Below are 12,603 nucleotides of genomic sequence, written 5' to 3'. Positions count from 1 at the left end.
GTTTCACCTGTTCGGCTCATCTGCTGCATTTTGGCACGCAGTAACAATCCGTTGAACCGATGAAGAATCCATACCAGGCCACAGGGGGAGTGTTATAATTTCCTCATACGCCTGTTCCGCCACAGGGCACATGCCAGGATGTGTGCCTAAATTGTTTTTATAATAGGGGTGCAGGTGCACTGGCACATAATGCACATTGGCCCCAATGTTTGCAGCACGCAGTTTTGCAAAAAGGGTATCGCGCTCTTTTGCCCGCACAACATACAGGTGGTAGGCGTTAAGGCAATTGGGGGCTGTTTGCAGTGGCCTTACCGCACTGTGCAGAAAAGAGGCATCATAGGCCTGTGCCAGTTCGTTGCGTTTTTGGATCCACTGGGGCAGCTTTGTAAGCTGGCTCAGGCCCAGAGCACACTGAATGTCTGTGATTCGATAATTATAGCCCAGCTCGGTCATTTCATAGAACCAGGCCCCTGTTGTTTCACGCTGGCGAGCATCGGTTGTAATGCCATGGCTGCGTAACATGCGGAGCTTTTGGGCAAGTTCAGGGCTGTTGGTAACGCACATGCCCCCTTCGCCTGTGGTAATATGCTTTACCGGGTGAAAGCTGAACACCGTAATGTCTGCCAGTGTACCAACCTTGCGTCCGTGATATTCAGCCCCCAGGGCGTGGCAGGCGTCTGCCACCAGAAAAAGGCCATGTTTTTTGGCTATAGTATGCAGCGCATCCCAATTACAGGGTTGGCCAGCGTAGTCTACAGCAATAATGCCTTTGGTGCGGGGGGTAATGGCTGCTTCAACGGCTGCCGGGTCTATCAGCAGGCTTTCAGCAAGTACATCGGCAAACACGGGTTTACCGCCGCAATACAGCACGCAATTGGCCGTTGCAGCAAATGTCATGGGCGGAACAATCACTTCGTCGCCAGGGCCAATGCCAAGGGCCAGCATGGAAATATGCAATGCCGCAGTGCCATTGGAAACGGCTATGGCGTGGGTGGCACCTGTGTAGCCGCACACGGCCTGTTCAAATTGCCCCACTGCCGGGCCGGTGGTAAGCCAGTCTGACCGCAACACGGCGGTAACCGCAGCAATGTCGTCTTCGTCTATAATCTGCCGGCCATAAGGAATAAAGGTATCGCTCATTGTGGAATAGCTCTTTATACTGCAAACCCTTGGGCTTGGAGTATGGTTCGCAGTTCTTCGCTTGTTAACCATTGCGTATTGGTGCCGGAGTTATATTCAAACCCTTCAGGTACGGGTGTGCCGGCCGGGCCAGCATAGGTGCACACTTCTGGCTTGATGACATAGTAATCGCCTATGTCAATGGTATTGCGTGAATCTTCTGCGGTAATCATGGATTCATGCAGCTTTTCTCCTGGCCGTATGCCAACTGGCACGGTAGGCATGCCAGGGGCAATGGCTTGGGCAAGTTCAGTAATTTTCATGCTGGGAATTTTAGGCACAAAAATCTCCCCACCTTTTGCCAGAATAAAGGCGTTGAGCACCATTTCCACACTTTGCTCAAGGGTAATCCAAAAGCGGGTCATGCGGGTATCGGTAATGGGCAGGGGGCCGCCTTCTTCACGTTTTTTGATAAAAAAGGGAATAACGCTGCCGCGGCTGCCCATAACGTTGCCATAACGCACAACACTGTACACCGTTGCACAGGCTGTAAAGGCATTGGCGGCAACAAAAAGCTTGTCAGAACAAAGTTTTGTGGCCCCATACAAATTCACAGGGCTTACGGCTTTGTCGGTGGAAAGTGCCACCACTTTTTTTACGCCCACATCCGCAGCCACGTTCACGATGTTTTCTGCACCCGTCACATTGGTATGAATGCATTCCGTGGGGTTGTATTCAGCCGCAGGCACCTGCTTTAGGGCCGCCGCGTGAATGACATAGTCCACCCCTTTAAAGGCCCGGTACAGCCGCTCTTTATCGCGCACGTCACCAATAAAATAGCGCATACAGGGGTAGCGTTGCGGTGAAAATTCCTGCGCCATTTCAAACTGTTTCAGTTCATCGCGTGAAAATATAATCAGCTTTTTGGGGGTATACCGCGCGAGAATAGTGGCAACACATTGCTTGCCAAATGAACCAGTGCCGCCTGTAATGAGTATCGTAGCATTATTGAACATGTTTTCCCTTTAGAGCAATTGCGTTAAAACTTGCTGCGCGAACACTCAAGGAGAGTGCATTCTATTCCATGATAGCTCTATGTTATGTGAAAATTCCATGTAACGTGCCAAAGGCCGGGGGAGCTTTCAAAAAATAAGATGCTCTACTCTGCCTGAAAGGCTTCTGGTTCATGTTGGTGCAAAAAAGCGCTATATTCTGGAAGTATTTCCTTGGTTGGACCGCACGCACGCACTTGCCCTTTATCCAGCCACACAAGCTGGTCGCAGCCCTCTACGGCTGAAAGCCTGTGAGCGATAATAACCAATGTCATTTGCTTACGCAACGACAAGATAGTTTCATGAATCGCTCTCTCGTTTTTCATGTCCAATGAACTGGTGGCTTCATCAAAAATAACCAGTTCCGGGTGGCTGTAAAGTGCCCGTGCAATGGCAACCCTTTGGGCCTGCCCACCGGAAAGGCGCGTGCCGCGCTCCCCGAGTATGGTGTCAATGCCATCTGGCAAATCGTTTACAAAATCGAGAGCTGCCATGTGGCAACACTCCAGCACCCGTGCAGGGTCTGGCTTTTCGCCCCACGTGCTCAGGGCTATATTTTCCGCCAGTGAAAGGTTCAAAATATAGGGGGCCTGGGAAACATAGCCGATTTTTGCAAGCCATGCAGGCGTGTTCTGCAATTCAAGCGGGGTACCATCAATAAGAATATTCCCGGAGGTGGGGGGAATAAGCCCTGCAAGAATATTGATTAACGTGCTTTTTCCAGCGCCTGAAAGGCCCACAATTCCCACCATGGAACCACGGGGTATGCTGAACGTAACGCAATCAAGGGCAAGGGAAGGGGCACCAGGGTAGCCAAAGCTGGCCTGGGCCACCTGCACTGCTTGGGAGTAAGGCAAAGGAACGGTTGTTCCACCAGCCTTCATTTCCATAAGGCTCCCGGCAAGGTTCGCTTCTTCTTGTATTGCCTGGGCGGCCCTGTGTAGGTACGGTGCATTTCCCCGTAACCCAACCCAGTATTCCAGCAACCGGTTGCCCACAGGCAAAAGCCGCCAAGCAGCTGCGGCCATAAACCCCATGATGGCGGTAATTCTTGCTATGCTTGCGTCTTGTACCCACACAAGAAAGAGCAGCATAAGAAGAAGAATGCAAAAACCGAGTGTTTCAAGGGCGTTAATAGGAAGCCGGGAAAACATTGACTGCCGGGATTTTGCGTTCTGTGCGCGCATAAGCGCTTGGCCATATTGTGAAGACAAGGTTTCCGTACGGCCATAGAGGCGCAATTCCTTGAGGGCATGAATGCCCAGTTGTTGCAAGGAATATGATTCATGGTCGGCTCTGTAAACAGCAGAAGCCCTAACATCAATAGCTTTACGCAGAACTTTAATGATACACTGGGTGCTTAATGCGAATAAAAAAAAGACAAGAAGGGAAGGAAGGGGGGCAATAACAAGCAAGCCCACAAAAAACAGCAAAACAATAATGAGATGGTTGATAATTTGAATAAGATTGATAAGGGTGTTGCCGAGTTGCCGTGCGGCTGAAAAAGTATATAGCATTTCTGCCGTTCCGGTATGAGAAACCCACAAATACGGAACCCTGCAAAAAAACTGCATTATTCGCAACGAGGTTGTGTTGGATATGCCTTCCGCTAAGTTGGTAGAAAGCCATGCATTAACAGTTGCAAGGGCATTCTTGACAACAAGCAGGCAAATAACCAGACAAAATGCTGCCACTATGCCATAACGCGGGTCTTGTTCCAAAAAAGTAGCGTGGTCTTTTATAAAGGCTGGCAACTGCATAAAGGCTTTTTCCGGCGTGGCAAAAAACGTTGCCAGCAAAGCCACACCGCCTGCCAAGCCAAGCTCAGAAAGGGCTGCAAAAAAAGAAAGAATCAATAACCGCACAGTTCGCATTCTGTCTTGGCGCGTAAGCAAAGGGAGCAACGTGCGCAATGAGCCAATCAAGGTGGGGGTGGAATCACTCATTGCTCAATTTTTTCCTTCTGGCAAAAATCGGCATACGCGGTGACAAGGCCCACTTCCAACGGGGTGCGCGGCTGCCAGCCAAGGGCTGTTATGCGGCTTATATCCAGCAATTTCTGCGGGGTGCCGTCTGGTTTTGTGGCGTCTGCGGTAATGGCCCCGGCAAAACCAACAGCGTGGGCTACCATGCCTGCCAGTTCTTTGATGGTCAAATCTTGCCCGCACCCAACGTTCACATGTTCTGCCCCGGAATACTGCTGCATAAGGAACACCAGGGCTTCTGCCAAATCGTCCACATACAAAAATTCACGGCGCGGGGTGCCTGTGCCCCAAATGACAACCTCACTTTTTCCAGCCTGTTTTGCTTCATGAAAGCGGCGAATCAGGGCCGGAATAACGTGGCTGTTTTCCGGGTGGTAGTTGTCGCCCGGGCCATACAAGTTGGTGGGCATGGCAGAAATGGCGTCGAACCCATACTGGGCGCGGTAGGCCTGGCACATTTTTATGCCCGCTATTTTGGCAAGGGCGTACCATTCATTGGTGGGCTCCAGCGGCCCGGTAAGCAAGTACTCTTCCTTAATTGGCTGGGGGCACAGCTTGGGGTAAATGCAGGAAGAGCCAAGGAACAGGAGCTTCTTGCATCCGTTTTTCCAGGCAGCGTCAATGACGTTGGTCTGCATTTGCAGGTTGTCGCGAATGAAGTCTGCTGGGTAGGTGTTGTTGGCATGAATGCCCCCCACTTTTGCCGCTGCAAGAAAAACATACTCAGGCTGTTCCTTGGCAAAAAAATTTGCCACATTCTGTTGGTTGCGCAGGTCAAGCTCTTTGCTGGTGCGGGTAATTATTGCGGTAATACCCTGGGCGTGCAGCGCCCTGCTAATGGCGCTGCCCACAAGGCCGCGGTGCCCGGCCACATACACCTTGCTGCCCGGCTGCATGGGGGGGGCGGCCTGGAAGGCTTGGGAAGATGGCATTATTCACGCACCTCATGCACTTCAAACCCGGCATGCAGGCACAGGCTATCTTTGCGGGCATGGGCAAAGTCTTCTTCCACCATCTCCTGCACCAGTTCAGCAAACGTTGTTTTGGGTACCCAGCCCAACTGTTCTTTCGCTTTGGTGGCATCACCCAGCAGTGTTTCCACTTCTGCCGGGCGGAAATAACGTGGGTCTATGCGTACCAAGGCATGGCCGGGGCGCAAGGCCGGGTTTTGTTCCATGCGCAGCACAACCTCACGCATAAAGGCTTCCCGGGTGGCGGTTTCTTCCCCTTGCATCTGGCGCTCCAGCAAGGCAAGCATCGTTTCTTTATTGAAGGCTGCTACCGTGCCCACTTCGTTCACGCCTTCCCCGTTCCAGGTGAGGGAAAGGCCGAAATGAGCGGCGCATACTTCAATAAATTCACGCACGGAATGCTGTTCGCCTGTGGCAATAACAAAATCTTCTGGCTGCTCTTGCTGGAGCATTAACCACATCATTTGCACGTAATCTCGTGCGTGGCCCCAGTCGCGCAGGGAATTGATGTTGCCCATGTGCAGGCAGCTATCCAGCCCAAGGGCAATGCGGGCAAGGCCGCGTGTTACCTTGCGGGTCACAAAGGTTTCCCCGCGCATGGGCGATTCATGGTTGAACAAAATGCCGTTGCAGGCATACATATTGTAGGATTCACGGTAGTTCACCGTAATCCAGTAGCCATAAATTTTGGCGCAGGCATAGGGGGAGCGGGGGTAAAACGGCGTAGTTTCCCGTTGTGGGGTTTCACGCACCAAACCATACAGTTCGGAAGTGGAAGCCTGATACACGCGGGTTTTATGGGCAAGGCCAAGAATGCGTACCGCTTCCAGCACCCGCAGGGTGCCAAGGGCGTCTACGTTAGCGGTATATTCTGGCGATTCAAAGGAAACCTGTACGTGGCTTTGCGCGCCCAGGTTATAAATTTCGTCCGGCTGGATTTTTTGCACCAGGCTGATGAGGTTCGCGCTGTCTGTGAGGTCACCATAATGCAGAAAAAAACGTTTTCCCTTGTCATGAACGCCCTGGTAAATGGCATCAATGCGCTGGGTGTTAAAAAGGGAGGAGCGACGTTTAATGCCGTGCACTTCATACCCTTTGTGCAAAAGAAAGCGGGCAAGATATGCCCCGTCTTGGCCGGTAATGCCTGTGATGAGCGCTTTTTTCATGGTTCCTCACTACTGTTATTCTCAACCCCTAATTGTACAAGATGACGAAACTAAGGTCAAACGCTAATCAGCCCTTTGTAAGAGATAGAATTACTGTTCATAATGGAAGAAGTTTTTTAATGAATTGAAATGACGTACTAAAATACACGCTGTGCCCGGCAGTGCCAACAAAATAGATGGGTTGTGCTGGCTATAAAAGCGCCCTCAAGGGCTGCCCACACGCCGCAGCAAAACTCTTTTTCCTCTTCATTCTGGTAGCCGGAAATAACAAAGCGGCCACGGCCTACAGGTTGTTTTTGTTTGCCTGTATCATGTTCTTTTGTGCCTTCCGGCGTGAAGCTACCCTTAGTCCATTTCCTGAAAGCTCCATAATTTGTACCCAAGGTAGTTAGAAACCGTGGTAAAGGGCAGGGTTAGCCAAAAGGCAACGGTGGGGCCGCACCCAAGCCAGGTGAACAGGTACAGCAGCCCCAGCCCAAGGCAAAGGCTTGCAGCGTTCACCACCCCAAACCGCACCATGGGCCGCAGGCCTTTGTCCCGTGCGTTAAACGTCCAGCGTCTGTTTATGGTATAGCTGAACAGGCAGCCCGCTATCCAGGAAAGGGCACGTGCCGTATAAATGGGCATAAAAAAGCCCAGGGCATGGTACACGCCGTAATCTACCAGTACATTGGCTACGCCAACGCAGCAAAAGCGCACGAATTGTAAGAATGTTGTGTGGTTGATCATGGTTTTTTGGCTAAAAGGTTGGGGCGGGCCACGGGCATGGGCTGGAAGGTAATAATGCCAATGCTGTTTGGACCTTCTTCAATGGAATACCCCGGCTTTTTGGTGAAAAGCTTGCGGGGCTGGGTGGCAAGGGCAGGGGAAAGGGCTTGCGCTTCCAGGGTAACGCCAAAGGTTTTTAGTTCTTCATAGCCCCAGCGCCAGGCACTGGTCAGGGGCACGGTAACAAGGCGACCCAGCAAGGGGTAGCGGGTGGTGGTTTGGAAATTGAGGGGGGAGCTGCCAAGCGACCCCACAAACGCCACCCGGCAACTGCCGGTTTGAGCAATGTAGGCGTTCAGGTCGGCTGCCAGCAGGGTCATGCGGGTCAGTTCCCAGTCGTTTTGGTTGTCTTGCAGGTTACCGTATACCTGGGCAAATACAAGCACTTGCCAAATAACCAGGCATTGGGCAATGCGCAGGCCGACCTTTTGCACATTTCCCTTGGAAAAAGTATGCAGTTGCAGCAGTATTATAGCCAGCATAACCCCAAACCCGTAAAAAGTTCTTGGGGTCCACACCGGGTTTTCCAATAAAAGCTGGAAGCCAAAAGGGGTAAGCAGAAAGCAGACCAGTACCAAACCCAGGGCCAGCAAGCGTACCCCTTGGGTTAGTAATGCGCCCACGCCGTGTTGTACCACTGCGGAGCGTGTGTTGCGTGCCCACCGGGCCAGAAGCGTGAGGCAAAAGAGCAGGGCTACCAGGGCAAAAAGGCGGCCCATGCTGTTGCTTGTCCAGTCGTTCAGCATGTAGCGCATGTATGTGGCAACGTTGCTTTGCAGTACGCCGGGCAGTTGCACCAGTTCAGGCATGTCTGCATGTTTTTCCACATACTCTGTGTATTGGGAAGGAACAAACCACAACGGAGCTTGCAGCACATACACCCCAACCCCCGTAACAAAGGGCAGGACAAGGGTGCTTATGCGGCGCAGCACGGTGCCAAGGCGTTTGCGGGAGGCAAGATCCTTCAGGGCAACGTAGGTGCAAATGGCAAGGTAGGCTCCCATGGCTGGTTGGTAAAATGAGGTGGAAGCGAACAGAAGCAGCGCAGCATAAAGCATGTTGCGGCGGCTTGGGCGGCGCAACATGCAGGCAGCGGCCACGGCACACAGCAGGCCAAAGGCCATGCCGGGGGCATCGAATTTATAGCTCAGGTTTTCCAGCCCATAGGGGCTAAGGCCAATGGGAACCGTGCATAACAGCGCCCACAAGGTGGGGCGCAGGCGCAATGCTTCCAGCAGTAAAAGCGAGGTAAGGGCCAGAATGGCAATGGCCAGCAGTTGGGTCAGGGGGGAGGCGTCCAGGGTTTTGGGGCCTAAATAGAACAGCCAGGAAAGGGCTTCCGCCAGGGGCCGGGCAGAAGGGAGCCAGTCTGCATAGCCATACAGGGTTCTGCCTAGGTCATCCAGATAAAAACGGTTGGCCCTAATCATGGAAGAAAGGCCCAGCAGGTATACAAACACAAGGGTTACGAAAGAGCGGGAGGTAATGCGTTGCTGAATGTTTTGCCACAGTGTGGTAATCATGTGCGTATGCTTTTTTGCCATGAAGGGTCATGGCTGGCTAGAACGTGATGGTATTGGGGTGAAAGTAGCAGGGCTTCTTCTTGCTTGCGGCTGGGGGCGGTATAGGCCGCAGCAAGGCGGGCCTGCCGTGCTGCAATGGCACTATGGAGAGAAGGTTGGGGCTGGGGTTTTGCCTGCGGAAGGGGAGCTGCTGTAGCCACTGTGTGCGGGTAAGGGTGGAACATAATTTCCACCAATGCTTCAGGGGCAGGTGTCCGTTTTGTTATGGCCTCTAGACATTTTTGCAATAAGGGCAGGGTCATGCTGCCACTGGCAAAAGAACCAATAAAGTAGCCAGGGAACGGCACGTTTTGTTCCTGCAAGAAACAGCGTAACTCCCGCCCCCACAGGCCAAGCAGTTCACGGCGAAGGCCCCCCACCATTTGTAACCCCAGGGGGGCATGCATCCATTGGCGTAGTTCCGCTGGTACGCGCACATGGCGAAAATTGTAGGTGCGCAGCAATGCCCCAAGCACCGGGCGAAAGGCCGGAAGGCAGTGAATGTGCAGGTGCCCGTCCAGGTAGCATGGTGGGCACGGTGGGCATGTTTCCTGGGGGACAGCGTTGGGGTGCTGTGCAGCCCAGGCCGCTTGCCAGCCATGGTGCAAGGCTGCTTGCACGGCGTCTATTTGGGCGCAGCATTCTGCCAGCATTTGTTTTTGCAGGTTATTTCTTTGTGCGGCGGTGCCAAGGGTGGCTGCCGCCCACAGGCCCCCAAGGCCATAGCGGAACCAGCCTTCTTCATCTGCCAGCAGGGGCACCTGAGCCGGGGGCAAGGTGCAGCGCCCTTCCAGCAGGTTCAAATGCACGCCAATGGCCAGTTCCGGCTGGGTATACAGGGCCATGCCAAGGGTTTGGGCTGCACTGTGCATGCAGGTCCCGTTGGCCAGCAGGCTGGTACCGCGCAGGCTACCAGCGTTGAGGCAGCGTAAAATACTGTCTGTGACCGCGGTGGAAATGCCGCAGTCGTCAGCGAGGGGTAGGCAATGCATGGGCTTCCTCTGGCTGGGCTGTTGCGGGGGTATTGTAAGGCGTTTTCCCTGTAGCCTTGGGCCTGCCAATAAGGCGTTGCACGGTGGGCATACCCTTGCCCCGGCGCAATCCTATCTTCCTGCTCAATGGGCGTATGGGCCAGCGTCGGCGTTGCATGGCAGTGGTGTGTTCCTGCACCGATTTTGGTGAGTTTTCCAGGTTTTCGCTTACAAGATACAGGGGCCTGCCTTTTACCTCATGAAAAATTTGCCGTATGTACAACGATAACAGGCAAATGGAAATAAGTATTGCTGCAGTGCTAATGAGAATAAGCAAAATAACGGTGGTGAAGCCAGACATGGCACTGCCGTGGAATTTCATCCACAAGGCTTCCCCTGCCACAGCCAGGGCAAACAGGCCAAACAGGCCGGTAAGGCCCCATACCAGGAACAGGAGGCGGGTAGTATAGGCGCTCAATGAATCCAGGGCAAGCATGAGCTTAGCGAGAAACGACCATTGAGTAGTGCCGCTGTGCCGTTCATGCGGCTCAAAATACACAATTTTTTGGCGGAACCCCAGCCAGGTACTCATGCCTCGAAAAAACACCCGGCGCTCAGAAAGTTGCTTCCAGGCATTAAGGGCCTTGCGGTCCATCAGTTTGAAATCGCTGGCATTTTTTAAGTTGAACGGGGTAACCAGAGCAAAAACCGAATAAAAGCTTTGGGCAAACAGGCGGGAAAAGAACGATTCTTTCTGGCGCACAGACTTTTGCGCTTCCACCACGTCTGCGTCGCCCTGTTGCCACAGGCGCACCATTTCTACAATACATTCTGGCGGGTGTTGCAGGTCACTATCCAGGGTAATAATGGCCTGACCGTTGGCGGCGTTAAGGCCCGCAGCCATGGCGGCTTCTTTGCCAAAGTTGCGTGAAAGGCGCAGGCAGCGCAAAAAGGGACGGCTGTGGAATTCTTCCTGCATGCGCAGCCAGGAGTTGTCTGTGGAGCCATCGTCCACAAGGACTATTTCGTAGCTCAGGCCAATGGTTATCAGCACTTCTTGGATTTTATCTAAAAAAGCCCCCAGCCCAAGTTCCTCGCAATGAATGGGGCTGACAATGGAAAGAACGGGGTGGTGGGAGCGGGTCTCTTTTACAGGCAAGGCCGTGTGAGGAGACGAGGAGCAACGTAACATTTTGGGTACCTTGGTAATGTTGCTGGAAAACTTGTCAAAACCGGTTTGTGCCCAAGACCTTTGGCGGAAAACGGGGGGGCGTAGGGCGTTGGGTGTGGGTAAATTACACCCAATGAAATTGCTTTACAAGAGGTATTACGGCGGGGTGGTGGGGGCCCATTTTGGGGAGCTCATGCTGCGGGAGGTTGTGTGGAGCTTGCGCCGCAAGAATCCAAACCGCAGACAATTCCCCTCCCAAAAGAAAAAGCCCCCACATGTTGGATGCCGGGGCGAGGGGGAAAGATTTTTTTGCAATGTAAAAGCAGAAGATTGGGCGGTGTGTTGCACAATCTTCTGCTTCTACGTCATGCAGAGAAAGACCAACGGGCAGTGATCGTTATTCCGCTTCTAAAAAAGCTTTAAAAGCCAGTGTGGTGGCGTAAATATCCGCCTTGCTGGCAAGCTCAAACGGGCTATGCATGGAAAGAATGGGCGGGCCGCAATCAATAATATGCATACCATAGGCGGCAAGGTACATGGCTACCGTGCCACCGCCGCCGCCGTCCACCTTGCCAAGCTCTGCCATTTGCCATGGGATACTCTTTTTATTAAGCATGTTCCGCAGCCAGGCCACGTATTCCGGGTGGGCGTCGTTGGCTTCATACTTGCCCCGGTGTCCTGTGAACTTGCAAAAGCAGGGGCCTTGCCCAATAAAGGCGGCATTCATTTTTTCATGCAGCTCTTGCCAGTCCGGGTCTACTGCGGGGTGTACGTCGGCAGAAATGGCGCGGGTTGCCATCATCATACGGGAAAACGGGGTTGCAGGTTCCCAGGCGGCAAGCAGGTCTGCCATGCAGTATTCAAAAAAGCGGGACTTCGCTCCGGTGGAGCCTTCTGAGCCGATTTCCTCTTTATCCCAATACATAACACACTGGGTGTATTCCGGGGTTTCTTTCTGCTCCAGGAAGGCTTCTAGCGTGGCGAACACGCACACCCGGTCGTCTTGCCCGTAGCCACCTACCAGGGCAGAATCCAGCCCAACATTGCGGGCCGGGCCAGCGGGCACGGCTTGTAGTTCAGCGGAATATAAATCTTCTTCCACAATGCCATAGCGCTGGTGCAGCAGGTGCAACAGGTGTGCCTTCACAGGGTCTTTGGTTTTTTCGTCCTTGCCTTCCTTGCCGCCCTTGGTCTTTTGGTCTTTGGTCGGTAAGGGTTCATGCCCCAGCACAATGTTCAGGCGCTCGCCTTCAAACACCTTACTAATGGGCTGGTCTGCCTGGCTTTTGGCCAAGTGGGGCAAGAGGTCGGCAATGGTGAATACAGGGTCGGTGGGGGCTTCCCCCAGCACCACAGGAATAGTGGTGCCGTTTTCCAGCACTACCACCCCGTGCAGGGCCAAGGGGCGAGCAAGCCACTGGTATTTGCGGATGCCGCCGTAGTAGTGGGTTTTGGCCTGACCAATGTTGCACTGCTCTTGCAAGGGGCGTTGCTTTAAGTCCAGGCGAGGGGAGTCGGCATGGGCGCAGAGCAGGCGAATGCCTTCTGCCAGGGGGCGCTTGCCCCGGCGCACTGCCAGCAGGGTTTTCCCGTGCAGGCTGAAGCCTGCGGTGTTGCTGCCCAGACCTTCGGTAAAGCCTGCTTTGGCAAGGCGGCCCATGGCGTACTGGATGGTTTCGCGTTCTGTTTTGCAGGTGCTTAAAAATTCAATGTAGTGCTGGGCCAGGGTGTTTATGGCTTTGCGTTCTTTTTCTGAACTGTATACTTCCCAGCAGTTTTTGGCTGTTATTTCGTGGTCTGCCATGGTAGCTCCGTAGTTATTTGAGAGATTCTTTATG

The 12,603-nt window shown here is 53.3% G+C and carries 10 protein-coding genes; all 10 read right to left on the bottom strand.

Going from position 1 to position 12,603, the window contains the following annotated elements; all coding sequences use genetic code 11:
• Nucleotides 1-3: 3 nt before the first annotated feature.
• Entirely contained in the window at nt 4-1,140 is a 1,137-nt protein-coding gene (gene pseC, locus G497_RS0105155) for a UDP-4-amino-4,6-dideoxy-N-acetyl-beta-L-altrosamine transaminase (protein ID WP_034636709.1), read from the bottom strand.
• Between the two features lie 14 nt (nt 1,141-1,154).
• The gene (gene pseB / locus G497_RS0105150) at nt 1,155-2,135 is read right to left on the bottom strand and encodes a UDP-N-acetylglucosamine 4,6-dehydratase (inverting) (protein ID WP_027187358.1); all 981 of its coding nucleotides are present in this window, start codon (nt 2,133-2,135) and stop codon (nt 1,155-1,157) included.
• Between the two features lie 143 nt (nt 2,136-2,278).
• Nucleotides 2,279-4,117 (bottom strand): ABC transporter ATP-binding protein, encoded by a 1,839-nt coding sequence (locus G497_RS16825; RefSeq protein WP_051257855.1) that lies wholly within the window; start codon nt 4,115-4,117, stop codon nt 2,279-2,281.
• Nucleotides 4,114-5,052 carry a GDP-L-fucose synthase gene (gene fcl / locus G497_RS0105140; protein WP_027187357.1) on the bottom strand — a complete coding sequence of 313 codons (939 nt, stop codon included), beginning with the start codon at nt 5,050-5,052 and terminating at the stop codon, nt 4,114-4,116. Before fcl ends, G497_RS16825 begins: the two co-directional genes overlap by 4 nt.
• A 35-nt stretch (nt 5,053-5,087) precedes the next feature.
• A complete protein-coding gene (gene gmd / locus G497_RS0105135; RefSeq protein ID WP_027187356.1) occupies nt 5,088-6,293 on the bottom strand; it encodes a GDP-mannose 4,6-dehydratase in 1,206 nt (401 codons plus the stop codon).
• Nucleotides 6,294-6,638: 345 nt separating this feature from the next.
• Nucleotides 6,639-7,022: a GtrA family protein gene (locus G497_RS0105130; protein WP_027187355.1), complete on the bottom strand. Its 384-nt coding sequence runs from the start codon at nt 7,020-7,022 to the stop codon at nt 6,639-6,641.
• Nucleotides 7,019-8,584, bottom strand: a complete 1,566-nt coding sequence (locus G497_RS0105125) for a glucosyltransferase domain-containing protein (RefSeq protein ID WP_027187354.1) — start codon at nt 8,582-8,584, stop codon at nt 7,019-7,021. Before G497_RS0105125 ends, G497_RS0105130 begins: the two co-directional genes overlap by 4 nt.
• Nucleotides 8,581-9,615, bottom strand: a complete 1,035-nt coding sequence (locus G497_RS0105120) for a carbohydrate deacetylase (RefSeq protein ID WP_027187353.1) — start codon at nt 9,613-9,615, stop codon at nt 8,581-8,583. Before G497_RS0105120 ends, G497_RS0105125 begins: the two co-directional genes overlap by 4 nt.
• A complete protein-coding gene (locus G497_RS16820; RefSeq protein WP_051257854.1) occupies nt 9,593-10,786 on the bottom strand; it encodes a glycosyltransferase family 2 protein in 1,194 nt (397 codons plus the stop codon). The genes G497_RS0105120 and G497_RS16820 overlap by 23 nt, the downstream gene beginning before the upstream one ends.
• A gap of 376 nt (nt 10,787-11,162) precedes the next feature.
• The gene (locus G497_RS0105105; RefSeq protein ID WP_027187351.1) at nt 11,163-12,569 is read right to left on the bottom strand and encodes an aminopeptidase; all 1,407 of its coding nucleotides are present in this window, start codon (nt 12,567-12,569) and stop codon (nt 11,163-11,165) included.
• Between the last annotated feature and the right edge of the window lie 34 nt (nt 12,570-12,603).

The sequence above is a fragment of the Desulfovibrio cuneatus DSM 11391 genome (genome assembly GCF_000430005.1).
Lineage (GTDB): Bacteria > Desulfobacterota > Desulfovibrionia > Desulfovibrionales > Desulfovibrionaceae > Frigididesulfovibrio > Frigididesulfovibrio cuneatus.
The sequence above is the reverse complement of the archived record's forward strand: the minus strand, read 5'-3'. Positions and strand labels throughout refer to the sequence as shown.

Coding starts and splice junctions, on each gene's coding strand:
- G497_RS16820 (WP_051257854.1), bottom strand. CDS start 10,786: ATGTTACGTTGCTCCTCGTCTCCTCACACGGCCTTGCCTGTAAAAGAG.
- G497_RS0105130 (WP_027187355.1), bottom strand. CDS start 7,022: ATGATCAACCACACAACATTCTTACAATTCGTGCGCTTTTGCTGCGTT.
- G497_RS0105105 (WP_027187351.1), bottom strand. CDS start 12,569: ATGGCAGACCACGAAATAACAGCCAAAAACTGCTGGGAAGTATACAGT.
- fcl (WP_027187357.1), bottom strand. CDS start 5,052: ATGCAGCCGGGCAGCAAGGTGTATGTGGCCGGGCACCGCGGCCTTGTG.
- G497_RS16825 (WP_051257855.1), bottom strand. CDS start 4,117: ATGAGTGATTCCACCCCCACCTTGATTGGCTCATTGCGCACGTTGCTC.
- G497_RS0105125 (WP_027187354.1), bottom strand. CDS start 8,584: ATGATTACCACACTGTGGCAAAACATTCAGCAACGCATTACCTCCCGC.
- G497_RS0105120 (WP_027187353.1), bottom strand. CDS start 9,615: ATGCATTGCCTACCCCTCGCTGACGACTGCGGCATTTCCACCGCGGTC.
- pseB (WP_027187358.1), bottom strand. CDS start 2,135: ATGTTCAATAATGCTACGATACTCATTACAGGCGGCACTGGTTCATTT.
- pseC (WP_034636709.1), bottom strand. CDS start 1,140: ATGAGCGATACCTTTATTCCTTATGGCCGGCAGATTATAGACGAAGAC.
- gmd (WP_027187356.1), bottom strand. CDS start 6,293: ATGAAAAAAGCGCTCATCACAGGCATTACCGGCCAAGACGGGGCATAT.